This is a genomic window from uncultured Shewanella sp., assembly GCF_947501665.1.
Classification (GTDB): domain Bacteria; phylum Pseudomonadota; class Gammaproteobacteria; order Enterobacterales; family Shewanellaceae; genus Shewanella.
The window spans coordinates 180,653-200,403 of sequence record NZ_CANMWS010000007.1; the positions used below are offsets into that span (position 1 = coordinate 180,653).

Genomic DNA, 19,751 nt, shown 5'->3' on the forward strand with positions numbered 1-19,751 from the left:
GATTAGGCATAAAAAATGAGCCAATCGGCTCATTCTTATTAAAACAATGTCAGTGTGGTAAACTCACTTACTTCGCTGATCCTGCTTTTTTTTGCTCATCCATTTGCTGAAGTATTTTTAACAATTGCTTCGGCGGCTGATAGCCAGGAATTAAGCTACCATCTTCTAAAATAATCGCTGGCGTACCATTAATACCAAATGCAACACCCAGCTCATACTGCTCTTTAATCTTAGCATCACAGTCCGCATCTTTAACAGGCTTACCTGCTTTAGCATCTGTCATCGCCTTTAAAGGATCGACTGAACACCACACCGCTTCCATTTCATCCGCTGTTGCTGATGGCACACCCGCACGAGGGAAGGCCAAATAACGCACGGTAATGCCTAAATCATTATACTCTGACATTTCAGCATGCAACTTGCGGCAATAACCACAGCTGATATCGGTGAAGACAGTGACGACATACTTTTGATTTTTTGCTTTATAAACAAGCATTTTATCTTCAAGTTTCTTCAGCATTTTCAGCCTTGGTCCTGCCATTGCTGCTTCCGTTAAGTTTTTCATACCATTATCAAGATCATAAATAGTACCATGCACTAACTTAGTGCCATCTTGACTGATATACAAAACGCCGCGATTGGTTAAGGCTTCGTATAAACCAGGAATCGATGACATTTTGATCGACATCACATCAACATCAAGTGTTGAGCTCAGTTTTTGCTTCAGCATTTGCGCTTCAGCTTTATTAGCATCCGTTGCTGCCATGGCCGCAGGCGATAACGCCATCACCGCCATCAAAGAAAGTACACGAGTAAACTTCATTGGATATCCTAAATAAATTAAGTGTGGATCACGATTCTGATGCTTCAAAAGACGAGACCCTGCTTTAGCATCAAAACTTACAGCCTCAATTAGCTGAAAGCAACTTTTTTACAATGATTGTTGTTTTTTTGTACAAAATAATATCACGACTTTCGTTAAACCCAACTAAAGTCTTACACCAATATTGTCTCAGCCTCTTGGGTGATGCGCTTTATGTAATTCAGATAATCTTGCTTTAGCCACATGAGTATAGATCTGTGTTGTCGATAAATCACTATGACCCAACAATAATTGGACCACGCGCAAATCACCACCATGATTTAATAAATGAGTCGCAAATGCATGACGTAAAGTGTGGGGCGATAAAGGAGAAAGAATACCCGCTCTCATGGCATAATGTTTAATACGATGCCAAAAGGTTTGTCTCGTCATTTGCTGCGCTCGTTTAGAAGGGAACAACACATCACTGGGTTGATTTTTTAATAAACTACCTCGCCCATGAGACAAATAAGATTCTATTTCTGCGACAGCGTACTCCCCAATAGGCACAATGCGCTCTTTCCCGCCTTTTCCCACAATACGCACTAACCCTTGATTAAGACTTATTTCTTCAAGGGTTAAACTCACCAATTCAGTCACCCGCAGCCCTGTTGCATATAGTAACTCTAACATGGCTTTATCGCGACATTCGACAGCATCTTCCACATTAGGCTCAGCTAACAAGGCACTCACATCCTCCTCACTCAAAGAGTTAGGCAGCTTTCTGATTAACTTGGGCGCTTGCAACATCTCCATAGGATCAATATTAATGCGATTATTGATCCTTAAAAAGCCATAAAACCGCTTCAAACTGCTCACTAAACGTGCACTACTACTATTCGCAAATCCTTGCTCAAAACGATGTTCAAGATAAGCTCTAACTTCTGTTTGAGTCACGTCTAATAACATTCGACCTTGCATTTGAATGTATGTGTCGAAATGCAATAAATCACTGCGATAGGCCGCTAAGGTATTATCACTCAACCCTTCTGTTGACCATAATTCATCTAAAAATGATTCAACAATAGGATCGGGAATAAACATTGCCTGCATCTTTTAAACCTCATCCTAAGCATTTCTAGCCTTTAGCAGGCCATATTAATATAAACAATAGCGTCACTTTTAAAGCCACAATCAAATTTATACTCAAATCCCTTAAACATTCATCCGCGAATAACTTAGGTATCATCAAGCAACTTAAATCGAGTCAAGCTTCTATCGAGTTGGAAATCAAGCTTTTTAGATAGAGTTTGCGCATAGGATTTAAGCTCGCTGCCACTCATTTTTTGCTGCTGTTTACTGGCAATAATGACCCAATTTCCGCCCCCAGTTAAACATGCTCGAACATCCACAAAATAACGCTGTAAATACGCCAATAATGCTTGATTTTGACTGTGCTCTTTCCAACAATTGAGTACAAGAAATCCTTTTTCTTTTATATTTTTGGCACATGACTCAATAAACTCAAGTGATAACTGTGACTCATCGACACCATCAGCGCCATAAATATCGGCAAACACCACATCAACCTTTTTATGATCGTTTTCAGTCAAAAAGACACTGGCATCTTGATGGACTAGCGTCAATTTTTTACTTTGCGGCAATTGAAAAAAACGCTTAGATAAATTGATAACCTGCTCTCTGAGTTCAACAGCGGTTATTTTTATGCCCGCATCAAAATGCTTAAGCGCGTGAATTAACCCTCCCCCTCCCAGCCCTAAAATCATCACTCTTTTTGGCTGACAAAAAAGCAATACTAATAACATCGCTTGTACATAAGTATGTTGAGGGATATGAGGAGTCAGTTTTAATAATTTACTTTGCTCATCATTTTCTGCAAAAGCCAATATACGCGTTTCTTTATTGTCTAATACCATTAACGGCCCATATTCATCGCTCGACTCATAAATTACCTTAAAATCTGTCACGCATACACTCTCAAATGATATCAATATGCGCATTCTACTGAGAACATTTCCTGATGAATAGCCCATAAGCTGAAGATGATTAAGCCTACAAATAAAAATAATCACCTCGGCTTAATGCTAGCACTTGCAAGGCTTCCCTTGTAAAGGTATCTTTGCGACGCATTTATTGACTGTATTACAATAGCAAGGGCTTTCATGAACGATTTTGTTTATTCTCCTCCCACATCACCTTGGTTAACCATTATTCACCAAGACAAAGACATTATTGTTCTTGATAAACCCTCTGGACTCTTGTCAGTGCCAGGACGCGATCCTGCTCATAGTGACAGTATTTACAGCCGTGTATTAAACGATCACCCTAATGCTCAAATTGTACATCGCCTAGATATGGCCACATCTGGTATCATCATTGTTGCCCTTAGACGCAGTGCTGAAAAAGAACTGAAAAGACAATTTCGAGATAGAGAAACACAAAAAACCTATTTTGCACGAGTCGCTGGGCATGTTAAAGCCCACTCAGGCAGTGTTCATTTACCGCTCATTTGCGACTGGCCAAACAGACCAAAACAAAAAGTATGCCATCAAATAGGTAAAGCATCTGATACTCATTTTGAAGTAATAAGCCAAGCCAAACGCTCAAGTTTAGTCAAACTCACCCCCATAACAGGCCGCTCTCATCAACTTAGGGTACATATGATGGCCCTTGGACATCCTATCTTAGGCGATAATTTTTATGCTGATCCATTAGCCAAAAGCCTGGCACCTCGGTTATTATTGCACGCTCAGAGCTTAACTATCACTCATCCTTATTCCGGTGAAGCCATGACATTTACTTGTGATACCCCCTTTATTGAGGCACAAGGGGAACAATAAATGACAGTCCAGATATGGCTCAGTGAACTCATTTCTCTCAAGTCGTTTCTCTCTGTTAGGAGGCGATAAGTGAGTGTTTCATAAACGCGGGCTCGATAGGCTAAGACTTAACCCACATCAAATCACTATCAACATATTGACATATTAAGGGGCAAAAAATGGAAACGGCATTTAATCGTGATCCTCTTGACAATCAGATCCTTGCCGCCTTAATGCAAGAAGCACGCACGCCTTTTGCAGAGCTGGCTAAACGCTTCTCTGTCAGTGCCGGTACCATTCATGTCAGAGTTGAAAAAATGAAACAAGCAGGGATCATCACAGGTGCACAGATCACTGTCGACCCAAAAGCCCTCGGCTATGATGTCTGTTGCTTCATTGGTATTAACTTAAAAAGTGCAGGAGACTATCCTGCTGCGCTAGAAAAACTCAATGCGTTAGAAGAAGTGGTTGAAGCGTATTACACCACAGGTAACTTTAATGTCTTCGTTAAAGTCATGTGTCAGTCCATCGATGGCTTACAACATGTGTTAATCAATCGCATTCAATCCATTGATGAAATTCAGTCTACTGAAACCTTAATTATTCTACAAAACCCTATCACTCGAAATGTCAAACCTTAAGCCCGCTCATCAAGCGTTCGAGGCTAATAATACCGTAACCTAAGACAAAACAGGCTGATCCCATCTTCAAGGGATCAGCCTATATATACCATCTATATACAATCAATAAAGCACGCATTAAAAGCCACGCTTTATTCATTTCACTTTTTGAGCATTATGCAGCGAACTTACGACGTAACCAAGCTAGAGGCAATAACGTCATGGCTAACCAACCTAATGAACCACCGCTAGAGTTATCATTTACATCCACACTTGTTGAAGCAGTATCAGTATTACCATTACTATCAGTGACGGTTAAATCAAATGCAAAAGTATCTCCGCTTTTCGTTACCAGCGGGGTATCAAAACTGATACTTGAACTTGATTCATCAAATTCAACACTTGAGCCTGCAGTTTGCACCCATTGGTAAGTTAATTCATCTCCATTCGCATCAGAAGAATTAGAACCATCCAAAGTTATATTAGCCGTTTCAATAACGCTATCAGGTGCACTAATTTCAGCAACTGGTGCGACTTCTTGTACACTAAATGTATATTCTTGTTCAACCTCAGCATCATCCACTACGTAGTTGAGTAATAAGCTATAATTGCTACCTGCTTTACTAGGCAACATATCAAAGCTAATAGTCGATTCAGTAGACTCGCCTGTTTCTTGAAGTACATCCCATTTTACCTCATTCTCCGACATATTTCCGTTTTGAGAAACGTTGACAATCTCAACTTCTGAAGGGGCAACTAAAGTAAAGGCGTAATTTTTATCTTCTTCACTAGTATTAGGCAAAATATTAAAGCTAACAGTATTGATTTCACCTGGTATTAATGCTTCAGCTAAACTTTGAGCAAGAATAACATCATCTTGACGAATGATAGAAAAAGGAATTTGTTTTGATAGTGTTTTATCAGCAGATTCAATAATGGCGAAGCCTTTAGCATCTTCACCTTTATCCCATTTAAAGATTAAATCAAAATCGTTTTCTCTTTCATCAACACTAGCAAAAACATGTTCGCTTAAGTTCTCTTCCTCTGCTGTAACCGATGTCGTTGAAATTAACACTTTATCAGTTGCACCTGGTGCAGAGGCTGTAAAGCCATCCACCACAACATAGTAAGTACCTGCTGCTAAATCGATAAAAGTGACACTTTCATCAGAGGTAGCCCCCGCACTACTGCCTATTTTAGTAAAATCAGCATCTAAAATTCTTAAGTCAACATCTGGTGCTGTTTCTGAGGAAATAGTGAAAGTTACATTATCAACATGATTATCAAATTCAACGGAAATAAAGCCTAAATCACCGTCTGGCACATCAATTTCTTGTTGTTTAGCAATATCGACAGCTTTATCATATACACCAATTGTCATGCCAGAAAGTTCTTTTGAAACCAAATTAGTGTAAGTCACTGTACCTTGGTCACTTGATGCCATTATCGATATTTCTGCAGGAATATTATCGGTGCCTTTTTGTACTGCGACAGGTAATTTGACATCCGGTAATTTATTTGCCGTTAAACTAATATTCGCAAAATTCCAACCTTCATCTGCAGATGAAACATCTGCTGTAATCGTCAATTCTTGAATTTCTCCTTCAGCAACAGTAAATTCAGTAGGAGAAACCGTTAGGCCTAATCCATCATCAGCCCCCTCAGTCGTAACATTCCAAGTTGCATCAGCTGTCGCCTTAACAAGTCTTGTCCAAGTACAAGTATCAACACATTGAGAATTCGCCATAGTCGGCAAGTTTATCTCAAGGGGTTTACCACCAATACCAGGATTTGCCGCCATATAGCCTTCATAGGTCTCATCCATGATAAGACCCGTTTGTGCCGCTGCTGAAATATTGGCGTAACCTGCCCCCATATCAAAGAAATCTGACGGTGTAACACCATCTTCTTTATAGGTATTTTGATCTGCAGTTAACATTAGTGCCGATTGTACTTCAGCTGGAGACCAATCAGGGTGTAACTTAGCAATCAAGGTCAAGGCACCTGCAATATGCGGGCTCGCCATTGACGTGCCACTTAAGAAGCTATAGTCACTTGGATTAGGGCTTTCTTTAAATTTATCTGATTGCTCATCAGCATAAGCGGCATAAATACTCACACCAGGCGCTGCAATAGAAGGTACAATAATATCAGGAACTGATTTATTTGAACCTCTAGAGGTAAAGTCAGCTGCAATGCGTGCAAGGCTTTCATCTCGTACAATCGAGGTTCCTGAAATACTGGCTGTATGATCGGAACCTGTTGCAAGCCACGTTCTTAATGCATCACCTTGGTCTGCATTAATGTGAATAGCAGGAAGCGTATGTGCATCGGCAACCACACTGCTAGCGCCATCTTGAAGGTTAGCTAATACCAGACCTGAGGCGCCACCTGCGAGTACATTACGTCCTTTATCAACGCGAGCAATCGCGCCACGATCACAAACTACAATGGTGTTCTCTGCGAAAGTGTCTTCTGGGAAAGGTTGTAAACATTGCGCCGGATCGTTATCAGGATCGTTTGCATTAACAAAATCACCCGCATAAACAATAGACCCACTGAATGCACCCGAAGCTGCTTTACCTGTTAAAGCGCTTGGCACTGTCGTATCACCACCAGTAAATTCTGATAATGTTTTTTCAGCATAATCTCTGTCATGGGTATAAGCTGCTACAGTCGTCAACCAAGGTGCATCACCTGGTGAGCCAACCGTTTGTGGATCTGGGCCATCATTACCTGCCGATGTGGCCACATGAATACCTGCTTTTCGTGCAGCTAAAAAAGCTAATGCATCCGCATCTTGCCATGGATCGCTGGTGCCTCCACCAATAGAGTAGTTCAACGCATCGACGCCATTTTCGATAGCATGCTCAACGGCTAATACCGTTAATGAAGGATAACAACCATTAAAACCAATGGCATCATCATCGCCTGGCTTACAGACTTGATAAGACACAATATTCGCATGAGGCGCAACACCAGACATCGCATCAAACGAAATGCCTAATGGCTTACCATCAACATCGGAAATCGATAAATCATATACGAAGTTACCCGCTGTGGTACTAGCAGTGTGAGAGCCATGGCCATCATGATCTTCACCGTTTTGCGCTACATCGGGATCATAGTCGGGATATTGATCGGTAATAAGCGGCCAGCTATGTACACCAATTAATTTGTCATTACACAGCGCGGGATAATCAGCGGCACAATCCCCAGAATAAACCCCTTCCCCCCAAGGATTAGTATGATCATAGTTATCTCCACCGATATCGGCAAATGAGGGATGATCGCTATTAATACCCGTATCGATGATCCCCACAACCATGCCTTCACCAAAGGTCAGTGTTCCAGTCGCATTACCATGCCAAACTTCAGGAGCCTTAATGATCGCAGGCCCAGCATCCGTTTGTGTATGGCGTAACACTTCGCGTTTAATATGAGCAACACCACTAATTAAGGCAAGTTTTTTTGCCTCAGTTTGAGTCATTTCAACCACCATACCATTGTATGATAAGTTGGTTCTTTGTTTTATTTTTAAAGTGCCTAGCTGAGATTTAGCTTGACCGATTACAGTATCTTGACGATTAGTCAAATATTGACGATACGCCTTCACATCCACATTATTAATATCAAGCTTTCGATTATTGCTTTCAGTTACGGCAGGGCTCGTCGCCTTATAGCCTTGGATATTGCCTTCATATAAGGCCACTGGGCTGTCATCAAAACGCACAAAATAGCGATGAACACCTGAGTCTAAATCATCTTCAGGAATAAATACTTTCTGACGACTTTGACCATTAACAAAATTAAGATCTTGTTGTGATTTCGAATTGACTGACTGAATCGCGTCAGCAGGTAAATCAGGTTTTGAGATGGATACGCTGTATTGCTCTGAGGCCTGTATACTCATCGCCATGGACATTAATGCTGCTGAAACAGCAACTGCAACTGGACTTCTCATTTATTATTCCCTTTACACCTTCAAAGATGCTTTTATTTATAGTTATAAATCAGACTATTACGTTTTTGGTCTTTTTTTATAGTTAAACATGATTACGCCATGCTTAATCTAAAACTCCCCATAAAAATCAACCGGCAATTATTATTAACACAAAAAACAAACAAACATCAAATTCCATACAAAAAATACACATAAGTAACTTTAAATCAAAATAAGAAAAATCAACAAGTTAACATATTAAGCAAGTGTAAAGATTCTAGTATTCAATAAAATAATTAACTTTAAAATCATTATATTAAGAAAAAAATTCTGTACACTTAACGACCAATCAGAATGGATAACACAATAATATGTTAACTAAAGGTTCCTCATATGATAAAAAGATTTTTACTGCGTTTATTTTTACAACATTTTTGGAACGTTAAAGAATAATAAATCGTTAAAAAATGGACTTAAAAAGGAAGTACTTTTGAAAACTAAATTATCTATTGCTATTACAGCCGCTTTGTTGTCAACAACATCTCATGCATCAACAGAAAATAAATATCTCCCCTCTGATGCCCTAAATAAATTCAATGGCACAAAAGTAACATTACAGACAAAAGAAAAAAAACAAGCTGTTGCCTGGATGGTGAAACTCAATACCCATTCTATTGCCACCCAAAGCAAGAACACGACATTTCAAGTAGACTCTGCTCAACAAACTATTACAGACTCTCAAGCGAGAGTACAATCATCCATTGACGCACTCGGTGATAGCGTCCGCGTTTTAGCAAAAACATCAAAACTAGTTAATTCGATCGTTGTGGAAGGCGATGAGCATTCGTTAAAATCACTCCTTAATAATCCCGATATTGCCGATATTTATCCTGTTTATGATTATGATCTAGATGTTGTTGCGAGTGCTGAATATATTAATGCGACTAAAATTGTTGAAGCCACTATCGCCTCAGGTAAAGGACAGCGTATTGCTATTCTCGATACGGGTGTTGACTACACACATGCGGCACTAGGTGGCAGTGGAAAAGTTGAAGATTATGAAAAAGCGGTTGAATCAGCTGATACAGCACCGAATTGGCCACAAGGCAACGTTATTGGAGGCTATGACTTTATTAATTTCGATGGCAATCCTCTCGATGTGGATACTAATCATGGTACACATGTCAGTCACTCTGTCTTAGGTGTTGCACCTGATGCTGAACTGCTCGTCTACTCAGTTTGTAACTCAGGTTGTCCAGGGCTTTCTCAGTTACTGGCTCTTGAAGCAGCAATGGATCCTAATGACGATGGTAACATTGAAGACCGTGTCGATACCGTCAACATGTCTCTCGGTGGCGATTTTGGTGATAACAAAGATGATGCCGTTCAGGTTATGATTGATGAAATGGTCGAGTTAGGTGTAAATCTAGTCATATCAGCGGGCAATGATGGTGCAACACCCTTTATTGTAGGAGGACCAAGTACCACTGATAGCGCTTTATCTGTAGGCGCAATGACCCACCCAACCACCAAACAAGGCGCAGTAACAGCAACTTTAGCTAATATTGATGTAACAGCATATTCTGCTGGGTTTAATACTTCTCATGATTATGATTTTAACGGCAATGAAACAACACTGATTTATCCTGATGCTAACCAAACAGGTTGTGATTCATTTGCTGATGAAATTGACTTTACTGGTCAGGCAGTAATAATGGACCGTGGTGATTGCTCTTTCACACAAAAAGTCTTAAGTGCACAAAATAAAGGAGCTATCTTTGTTATTATTGCGAATAATAAAGACAATGACGGTGCGTTTGTGATGGGTGGAAGCGATCCGGCAGTCATCATTCCTTCAATTATGATCTCCAAAGAAGATGGTGATATTATTAAAGCTGACTTAGTGGCTGGTAATAATAATTACTCTATTGCCTCTGAAGGAAAAAGCACTTCAGGTGCTATTGCTAGCTTTACATCACGCGGTCCGTCAACAGCAGGAACATTAAAACCAGAGATCACTGCACCGGGTACCGATATTTTAACTGCTCATCCAGGACAAGGTGATGGATTAAGCCCTATTAGTGGTACTTCATTCTCTGCCCCGATCACCGCCGGAGCCATGAGTATCATTAAAGAAGCACTGCCTAACCGCAGCGCACTAGAAATAAAAGCCACCATGATGAATACGGCAAATTTAGATGTCACTATGGAAGCCCGTGAAATCAATTCAGACACTGAACTGGCTCCAATTAGTTATATTGGTGCTGGCCTAGTCGATGTAGAAAAAGCCATAAACTCATCGGTTGCTGCATGGAATAAGGATACAAAACAAGCTGCACTCGCTTATGGCTTAGTTACAGCGAATGAAGTTACCAGTATCACTAAAACAGTCAGCATTAAAAACTTTGCAACTGAAAATAAAACCTATAGCCTAAATGTTAATCAGCGTTTTAAGAATGATCTTGAGTCTACAGCACTGACATTTGATTTACCTGAGTCCATTACTGTACCTGCAGGACAAATTATTGAATTTGACGTGACTGCAACTTTGGATCCCAGCAAGCTTCCTCAATGGCAGCTTACGTCTTGGTTTGAAATAGATAACTCATCAGAGGAGGCCACTGCTGCATTAACGCTTTCTGAATATGACGGGGCGATTGAATTTAAAGATGGCGATGAAACAGCTCTACATTTAGTGTATCACATGTTACCTAAAACTAAAGGTGCTGTCAGCCTAGAGCAAAAAGTGTTATCAGACGATTCCGTTGCGTATATCTTAAAAAACACTGGAACTACAACACTAACAAATCTCTATGCCGTTCCTTTAACCGCTTCAAGCCCCGTAAATGATAATTTGCGTCATGATTTAATTAACGCATCGAGTCAAATGATTCAGGACGGAAACTGTACGACAGGCTATGCTATTGATAGTGTGCTGCAAACACGTCAACCAATCGCACATGCCTTAAATGCTAGCTACAAAGTTGATTTTGATGTTGATAATAATGGTGAGTGGGATTACAGCCTAGGTACGGTATACCTAAAATGGTTCGATGATGGATACCCTGCAGCCATCTATGGTGGAGTGGGTAATTATGGTGAATCGGCCAATACACTCAGATTCGCCTACCATACAACGGGCAATGATTTCATCACTCTTTATGCTTGTCTAGAAGATTTAGGCTTAGATAAAAGCGCAGTTGGGAATGAAATCACTGTTAACTACCGTATAGAAGAAGATAAATGGGCCCAAGCCTCGACCGGCAATGGTGATGAACTAAAAACAAGCTTGTTACTTGAAGAGTCAACATTTGATATTCAGCTACAAGGCATGAATAATGAAACTATCACAGAATTAAGCCCAGGCGATATCGCCGTTATTTCAGGTAATGATGACTACATGTTACTTTCAGAAGAAGGCGCGCTTTCTTTTATACCAGCTAATCCAGTAGAAGAAAATGATATATCTCACGTTGCCCCCTCTGTAACAAGTACTGATTTTACTATCAGTCCAGATACCGCACCGGGAACCATACTGGGTCAACTGACCATTATCGATGAAGATGAAACCAGCCCTTTTTCTGAAGTCATTATTCTCGAAAATAACTCAGCATTCCTCATGATTGACAAAGAAGGTACTGTGAGCCTAAGTGAAGATGCTAAGTTAACGACGGATATGTCACAGATGATTGCTGAAGTTGTCGCATTTGATACCTTAGGCAATCGCTCTGAACCTGCCTCGGTAACGGTTACTATTCAAGCTGAAGAGCAAACAGAAGAGAAAGCAAAATCAACGTCTTCAGGTGGTTCTCTTGCGTGGTTCAGTTTATTATTACTGCCTTTTGCAGCACTTCGTCGTCGTAAGTAATGTAATGAATAAACGTTAGAATCCATTATCTAACCAAAAACAAAAAAGGCGTGATGATCACGCCTTTTTTTATTTTGACGAATTAACCCGCTTTAATAGATTAATGATCCTCTCTAATCGTTAGTCGACGAGCTTTATTTCTTCCTCAGTCGATGCTTTTTTAGCGTCTTTTTTGACTTCTTTTTTGACAACAGACCAACGCCATAAATAAAACACCACGGGTAATACCAGTAAGGTCAAAATCACGGCACTGAGCATACCGCCGACCATCGGGGCGGCAATACGGCTCATGACTTCAGAGCCCGTTCCTGTGCCGTATAAAATAGGTAATAAACCAATAATAATCGCAGCAGCAGTCATCATCACAGGACGCACCCGTTGACCTGCGCCATATAACACGGCCTTAAAGAGATCCGCTTTCGTGATCGGCAGATTGTTTTGAGCATGCTCCTCTTTCATTGCATGAAAAGCTTGATTTAAATACACCAACATGATGATGCCAATTTCAACAGCCACCCCCGCAAGCGCAATAAAGCCCACTCCCACGGCGACCGAAAAATTGAACCCTTCAAGGTACATCAACCAAATACTGCCTACCATAGCAAGTGGCAAGGTGCCCATAATAATGGCCACTTCAATGAAATTTCTGAAATTGAGAAATAACAGCACCACAATAATCGCCAAGGTTAACGGCACCACATAACTCAACTTTTCCTTTGCCCGTTGCATGTATTCATACTGCCCCGCCCAAGTGATGGAATACCCCACAGGTAAATCAAGTTTTTCTTCCAGCACTTGACGCGCATCTTCAACATAGGTACCCACATCTACGCCATCGATATCGATGAATGCCCAGCCGTTTAGACGCGCATTTTCAGATTTAATGCCTGGCGGTCCATCTTCAATAAACACATTAGCCACATCGCCCAATGAAATTCGTTGACCATTAGGGGTTACAATGGGCAATAATGACAATTGCTCAGGTGAATCTCGATAATCTTGTGGGTAGCGTAAACTCACCGGATAACGCTCTAAACCTTCAACGGTTTGTGTCACATTCATACCACCAATTGCCGTCGCCACCACTTGCTGAATATCCGCAATATTGAGGCCATAACGCGCCGCTTTTCCTCGCTGAATATCCACTGTAACATAACGCCCCCCCGCTACACGCTCAGCGTAAACTGAAGCTGTACCGGGTACATCCTTTAAAATCGTTTCAATTTGCTGACCAATATGTTGAATAACATCCAATTTCGGCCCCGCTATTTTAATCCCCACCGGGGTTTTAATCCCTGTGGCCAGCATATCAATACGGGTTTTAATCGGCATAACCCAGGCATTAGTGACACCTGGGAGTTTCACTAAGGCATCCAGCTCCTTTTTGAGCTTCTCCGTTGTCATGCCCTCACGCCATTGGTCATGAGGCTTGAGCTGAATAAAGGTTTCTATCATAGTCAATGGCGCGGGATCCGTCGCGGTTTCTGCGCGCCCCACCTTACCAAACACGGTTTTCACTTCAGGTACTGTTTTTATCAGTTTATCGGTTTGTTGTAATAGTTCCCGTGCTTCCCCAATGGAAATACCAGGATAAGTCGTTGGCATATACATCAAATCCCCTTCATCCAAAGGAGGGATAAACTCACTGCCGATTTTGTGCAGTGGATAAATGCCAATGCCTATCAATACTACTGCTGCCACTAAGGTGGATTTAGGAAAACGTAAAACCCTTCTTAGCGCTGGCATATATAAAGCTGTCAATAAACGATTCACAGGATTTTTATGCTCAGGTAACACTTTGCCTCGAATAAAATAGCCCATTAACACAGGGACTAAAGTGACAGCCAATGCAGCAGAAGCTGCCATCACATAAGTTTTAGTAAAAGCTAACGGTGAAAACATACGGCCTTCTTGTGCTTCTAACGTAAACACAGGAATGAAACTCACCGTAATAATGAGTAAACTGAAAAATAATGCGGGCCCCACTTCAGTGGCAGAGTCAATCACCACTTGCCACCGGTTTTCTTTGGTGAGAGGCGTATGCTCCATGTGTTTATGCATGTTCTCAATCATGACAATAGCCCCATCTATCATGGCCCCAATAGCAATGGCAATGCCACCAAGAGACATGATATTGGCATTGAGCCCCTGAAAGTACATCACCACAAATGCCATCAAAATGCCCACAGGCAAACTCACAATAGCCACTAATGAAGAACGAATATGGAATAAAAACACCATACACACCAACGCGACCACCGCAAATTCTTCTAATAACTTATGGCTTAAATTACTCACCGCGCGTTCAATCAATGCCGATCTGTCATAAACAGGAACGATTTCAACACCTTCAGGTAAGCTTTTCTTAAGCTGTTTCAGTTTTTCTTTTACACCATTAATGACTTGCTGAGCATTTTCGCCAAAACGCATCACCACGATGCCGCCTACCGTTTCACCTTCTCCATTAAGCTCAGCAATACCACGGCGCATTTGCGGCCCCGTACCAATATCCGCCACATCTTTTAATAGCAAAGGTGTGCCATTTTCATTGGTGCCCAGAGGAATGTTTTCTAAATCTTGAATACTCTTGATGTAACCTGTGGCTTGAACAATATATTCGGCCTCAGCCATCTCCACCACAGAGGCGCCAATTTCTTGATTACCTTCTTGTATCGCGGTTTGAATCAATGACAAAGGAATACTAAAAGCCCGTAATTTATTGGGATCCACTTTCACTTGATATTGCTTTACCATTCCTCCCAAAGCCGCCACTTCTGACACCCCTGGCACCGTTTGCAATTCAAATTTTAAAAACCAATCTTGTAAACTCCGCAGTTGGCTTAAATCCAATTTCCCCGATTTATCAATCAAAGCATACAAATAAACCCAACCCACTCCAGTGGCATCCGGGCCGAGCTCTGACTTTGCATTAGCAGGTAGGCTCGATGTCACTTGGCTTAAATACTCAAGGACCCGTGAGCGAGCCCAATATAAATCCGTTTTTTCATTAAAAATGACATAAACATACGAGGCGCCAAAAAAAGAGTATCCCCGTACCGTTACCGCTCCTGGTACCGATAACATGGCTGTCGTGAGCGGATAAGTCACCTGATCTTCAACCACTTGCGGCGCTTGACCCGGATAGTCTGTTTTAATAATCACTTGTACGTCAGATAAATCAGGAATGGCATCAACAGGGGTGTTTTTTACCGCATACAAGCCCATTACGACGAGAATAAAAGTCGCTAATAATATAAAGAATCGGTTATGCACCGACCAACGAATAATAGAAGTCAGCATACTCTTCTTCCTCCTACATGGCTCGATGAGCGGGTGAATGAGTATTGGATGGAGCGCCTAAAGCCGCTGACGTCTCATTAGATGGTGTTGCATCAATACGCTTGATGCGGTTAATCATGAACTCGCCTTTTTTCACTTCAAAAGTAAAATCCACTTGCATACCTTTTTTAAAATCACTTAACTCAATATTTTTACTGACAATAAAATCCAATGTTGCAGCAGGGCGTCCCCATTTTTCAATCGGTCCACGGCTAATATTGAGTGTATTTTCATTCACCTTAACTCGATTAATGACACCTGTTGCCATGGCAACATTGTGCTGACTGGCATCACCCTTGTGATGAGCCATTTGATTGGTCCTATGACTCATTCCTTTCATATTGCCCATATTGTTCATGTCATGTTGCTCATGCATGCTACTCATGTCATGGTCCATGCTGCCCATATCATGATCCATGCTGCTCATGTCATGATCCATGCTGCCCATATCATGATCCTTACTGCTCATGTCATGATCCATGCTGCCCATGTCATGATCCATGCTACTCATGTCATGGTTCATGCTGCTCATGTCATGATCCTTACTGCTCATGTCATGATCCATGCTGCTCATGTCATGATCCATGCTGCTCATGTCATGGTCCATGCTGCTCATGTCATGGTTCATGTTGCCCATGTCATGGTCCATGCTACTCATGTCATGATCCATGCTACTCATGTCATGATCCATGCTGCCCATGTCATGGTCCATGCTACTCATGTCATGATCCATGCTGCCCATGTCATGGTTCATGTTGCCCATGTCATGGTCCATGCTGCTCATGTCATGATCCATTCGCTTAAAATCTGACGTTTTGCTGGACTCAGAATCAAGTAAGAACTGTGCTGAACTCACCACTTTATCTCCTGCTGTCAAGCCAGTTAAAATTTCAACATTATTTGCATCAAAACGCCCAGCAGTGACTGCAATGGATTTAAAACGGCCTTGCCCTAAAGCTAATACCACCCTATCTTGGTTACCGGTTCGAATGAGGGCTTCTTTTGGAATAAGTAACGCTTCATTTCCCGCGCTCACATCAATACTAATATGAGCAAACATGTTAGGTTTAAATTCCCCTTTATCATTATGAAATTTCAACCTGACTTTCATGGTACGGCTTTTAGCATCTAGACTTGGGTACACATAATTAATGTTACCTTTGAAAACGTTACCGGGAAGGTAATCAAGCGTCATCACCACAGGCATTCCCACTCTGACTTGAGCGGCTTGGCTTTCAAACACCTCAGCCTCAACCCAAATATCCGCTAAATTACCAATCGACATCAATGTTGAGCCAGGCTTCACATAAAAGCCTTCTCGAATATTCAGCTTTTCGACCACACCATTTTGAGGCGAATAAAAACTGATTGTCTGTTGGACTTTTTTCGTTTTCCTTAACGTAGAAATCACTGACTTTGACAATTGTAATGCTAACAACCGCTCTTCGGCAGCTTGAATAAGCCGAGTATTTTTTCTATCAATGGCCAATAAAAACTCTTCTTGGGCATTCACAAGTTCAGGTGAATAAAGATCATATAATGCTTCACCTTTCTTGACTGGATCGCCCACCGCCTTCACATGTAACTGCTCAATCCAGCCTTCAACCCTAGGATGAATATGAATAATCGTATCTTCATCATAGGTAACATAACCCACAGTATCGATTTGTGAATGCAAAGCGCTATAACCTGCAACCGCAGTTCTCACACCGAGGTTATTCACAACATTAGGTGAGATTTTAATTGTTCCCGGCCCAGCATCAGGTCCTTGTCCAGCATCATCATAAACAGGCACTAAGTCCATCCCCATGGGAGATTTCCCCGGTTTATCTCGCTTATAATTGGCATCCATTGGTGCCACCCAATAAAGGATTTTTTTCTGTGGTTGAGCTTGAACTTGATCCCCTGCCTGTTTTGGCGGAGCACTTACAAAAAATTGTTTATAAATCAAAATAAAAGCTGCACCAATAGCAAAACCTATCAGCAAAGATTTAATATTGTTCCTCATGTTAATACTCCCTCTTTGCGCCATTATCTTGGCTTGCGATATTGTGTTTCATTTGGTAAAGCTTGGCTTGTTGTTGCTCACCGACAAATAAATAATTGAGTGCTAACTTAATTTTCTGTTGTTCAACATCTAACGTTAATTTATCAATTTCGGCATTCAGCACGGTAATGCGTGAGCGAACCACATCCGAAAAATCACCATCATCATTGGTATAAGCGGTTAACGATGCTTCAGCCTCATCATTCACTTGGGGAAGGAGTGTATCGATATACAAGTTTAGTCTTTGATTAATACTGTACAAACGCCCGGTATCACTCATGTAAATCCCAAAAAGCTCCCTTAATAACAACATTTTATCCGTTTTTGCTGCTTCCGTATCTGATACCGCCGCCTTCACTTCTTGGTCTTGTCTATTCGCAGTAAAAATGGGGACATCAAAACTTACCCCCACAGACATGAAATCGGAACGACTCTGCCCTGTCGGATCGTCCGCTCTATAACCATAACTGGCATTCACTCCCCACTCTGGTTTGTATTTTTGACTCGCAATGGCAATACCTGTTTTTGTTGCGCTGATTTTTTTATCCACCGCCATAACAGAAGGATGTAAGGCTAAAAACGGCATCAAGGTTTCAGGACTGACAGTTTTTCCAGAAATGAATAATTCAGTATGATGCAATGAAATATTGGGCAGTAAATTACCGATCTCAATATTCGGCCCTTTACCTTGCAGTGTGTGATTGAATAATAATCTCGCTTGTTCTGGAGTTGAGAAATCACTTAACCATTGAGCAAGCTGTCCTTTCAATCGATATTCTTGCTGTTTTAAAGTATCCACTCGCTCATCTAAACGTGTTAACTCCAATTGCGCACGAATAATATCTTTTTGAGCCGTTCTGCCAACAGCGGAAGAATAACTGGCTTGCGTCACATCCACCAATTGTTCAAATAAGGCATGGTTATCGTGGATCAGCCGAATACTTTGCTCAATTCGATATATTTCCAGCCATAAACTGCCCACCGCAATAGCGACTTTAGCGGTTCTATCTTCTCTTAAAAAAGGATACGCTTCGCTTTGAATCGCTAATTGCCGTTCTTTTAAGCTCAACGTATCGCCTCTTGAGAATGCTTGAGACACGCCCACTTTCAATTGCGTCATTGCTTCTTGTCCTAAATCGAAACTATTGACAGGCAAATTGGCCATATCGAGGGATATTTTAGGATCCGGCAAAGTACCGGCAACTAAGCTTCTTGATTCTATGGCCTGCTGTTGATGGATATTGCCCGTTATCCAAGGATCATTCTTTTGCGCCAAATCAATCGCTGTTTCAAAACTTATCCCATCAGCCAGATAACTTGCCTCATTGGCTCGAGCCAGAGCATTTATCCCCACAAAAAACATTACACTTAACAATATCCACTTACTTCTATCTATGCACTTATGATTATCGAGTCTATTGCGCATTCAACAGCTCTCCCTAACATTCAATCATGATGGTTTATCCACTCATTTAACACAAAGCCCATCCTTATCGAGAGTACTGAGTAGCACTTATCTTTAGGACATCAATACGTCTTTTCGTATTCGCAAGCTGTGATAAAATGAGCGATTTCAAATTCCATTTAGTCTTGACAGAAATTATTGATAATTAAGGTAGGGCAAGCTTTTAATCCAACACAACCGCTTGCTGAATAAACGTTACCAACAAGCGACATTAATCACACTGAATTAGTGGCAAGTATTACCTAAAATATAAGAACAATAAGCCTGACTTAACAAGTATCTAAACTGAAATTTATGTCATTCTTAAACGAATAAATAAATAGGAGGGCGATATAACGTTGGGTTTAACGGCGAAGAAGTAGCCACAGAGACAGCACTGAGTCGAGCCACTAATAGCAATAAGGGGGTATGGGAATGTAATTGCTGAGTCACCACAGGACTCGAACATGGAGCCACGACACAATGACATTGTTGGCATTGCTGATGGGCTGATTGATTGGCACCTTGATTCATGCCGCTCACAATATCTTTCCCACAAGATGCTGACGCATTATGGGCCTGATGATGACTCTGATCTTTCATTAATAACGCTTGAGTTAACATTCCCATTTTCATATCGGTTTGCATGTTCGTTTCAGTCATATTCATCTCTTCACAAGACATCATCGTACCTGCCATCGTTTGAGTGATGAAACTCAAACACAATAGCAACACAAAAAATGCTCTGTAAATAGACCGACTGATTAAACTCACGCAAGACTCTCAATATGTAATGGCCTTGTAGACTAACATTAAAAAATAACTATTCAAGTTAAATCAGGCTTATC

11 protein-coding genes are annotated in these 19,751 nt (G+C 41.2%); 3 read left to right on the top strand and 8 right to left on the bottom strand.

Annotation, left to right across the window (positions count from 1 at the left end):
• Positions 1-67: 67 nt before the first annotated feature.
• The 3 genes from dsbC to Q0976_RS07200 form a co-directional block, all read right to left on the bottom strand.
• Positions 68-823 carry a bifunctional protein-disulfide isomerase/oxidoreductase DsbC gene (dsbC, locus tag Q0976_RS07190; RefSeq protein WP_299492469.1) on the bottom strand — a complete coding sequence of 252 codons (756 nt, stop codon included), beginning with the start codon at positions 821-823 and terminating at the stop codon, positions 68-70.
• A 189-nt stretch (positions 824-1,012) separates the two neighbouring features.
• Positions 1,013-1,915, bottom strand: a complete 903-nt coding sequence (gene xerD / locus Q0976_RS07195) for a site-specific tyrosine recombinase XerD (RefSeq protein WP_299492471.1) — start codon at positions 1,913-1,915, stop codon at positions 1,013-1,015.
• Between the two features lie 125 nt (positions 1,916-2,040).
• Complete coding sequence (locus Q0976_RS07200; RefSeq protein WP_299492473.1) at positions 2,041-2,790, bottom strand: fused MFS/spermidine synthase; 750 nt, start codon at positions 2,788-2,790, stop codon at positions 2,041-2,043.
• A gap of 195 nt (positions 2,791-2,985) precedes the next feature.
• On the opposite strand from Q0976_RS07200, the gene rluA reads away from it, so the two are divergent.
• Both rluA and asnC read left to right on the top strand, forming a co-directional pair.
• Positions 2,986-3,663 carry a bifunctional tRNA pseudouridine(32) synthase/23S rRNA pseudouridine(746) synthase RluA gene (rluA, locus tag Q0976_RS07205; RefSeq protein ID WP_299492475.1) on the top strand — a complete coding sequence of 226 codons (678 nt, stop codon included), beginning with the start codon at positions 2,986-2,988 and terminating at the stop codon, positions 3,661-3,663.
• 158 nt (positions 3,664-3,821) lie between these two features.
• On the top strand, positions 3,822-4,283 hold the full coding sequence (gene asnC, locus Q0976_RS07210) for a transcriptional regulator AsnC (RefSeq protein WP_299492477.1): 462 nt from the start codon (positions 3,822-3,824) through the stop codon (positions 4,281-4,283).
• Between the two features lie 154 nt (positions 4,284-4,437).
• Here the strand turns inward: asnC and Q0976_RS07215 are convergent, their stop codons facing one another.
• Positions 4,438-8,226, bottom strand: coding sequence for a S8 family serine peptidase (locus tag Q0976_RS07215; RefSeq protein WP_299492479.1), 3,789 nt, complete (start codon positions 8,224-8,226; stop codon positions 4,438-4,440).
• A 469-nt stretch (positions 8,227-8,695) separates the two neighbouring features.
• On the opposite strand from Q0976_RS07215, the gene Q0976_RS07220 reads away from it, so the two are divergent.
• On the top strand, positions 8,696-12,073 hold the full coding sequence (locus tag Q0976_RS07220; protein WP_299492481.1) for a S8 family serine peptidase: 3,378 nt from the start codon (positions 8,696-8,698) through the stop codon (positions 12,071-12,073).
• Between the two features lie 120 nt (positions 12,074-12,193).
• Here the strand turns inward: Q0976_RS07220 and Q0976_RS07225 are convergent, their stop codons facing one another.
• The 4 genes from Q0976_RS07225 to Q0976_RS07240 form a co-directional block, all read right to left on the bottom strand.
• On the bottom strand, positions 12,194-15,373 hold the full coding sequence (locus Q0976_RS07225; RefSeq protein ID WP_299492483.1) for an efflux RND transporter permease subunit: 3,180 nt from the start codon (positions 15,371-15,373) through the stop codon (positions 12,194-12,196).
• A gap of 13 nt (positions 15,374-15,386) precedes the next feature.
• Positions 15,387-17,420, bottom strand: a complete 2,034-nt coding sequence (locus Q0976_RS07230; protein ID WP_299492485.1) for an efflux RND transporter periplasmic adaptor subunit — start codon at positions 17,418-17,420, stop codon at positions 15,387-15,389.
• 1 nt (position 17,421) lies between these two features.
• Complete coding sequence (locus tag Q0976_RS07235; RefSeq protein ID WP_299492487.1) at positions 17,422-18,885, bottom strand: TolC family protein; 1,464 nt, start codon at positions 18,883-18,885, stop codon at positions 17,422-17,424.
• A 342-nt stretch (positions 18,886-19,227) separates the two neighbouring features.
• Entirely contained in the window at positions 19,228-19,677 is a 450-nt protein-coding gene (locus Q0976_RS07240; protein WP_299492489.1) for a hypothetical protein, read from the bottom strand.
• Between the last annotated feature and the right edge of the window lie 74 nt (positions 19,678-19,751).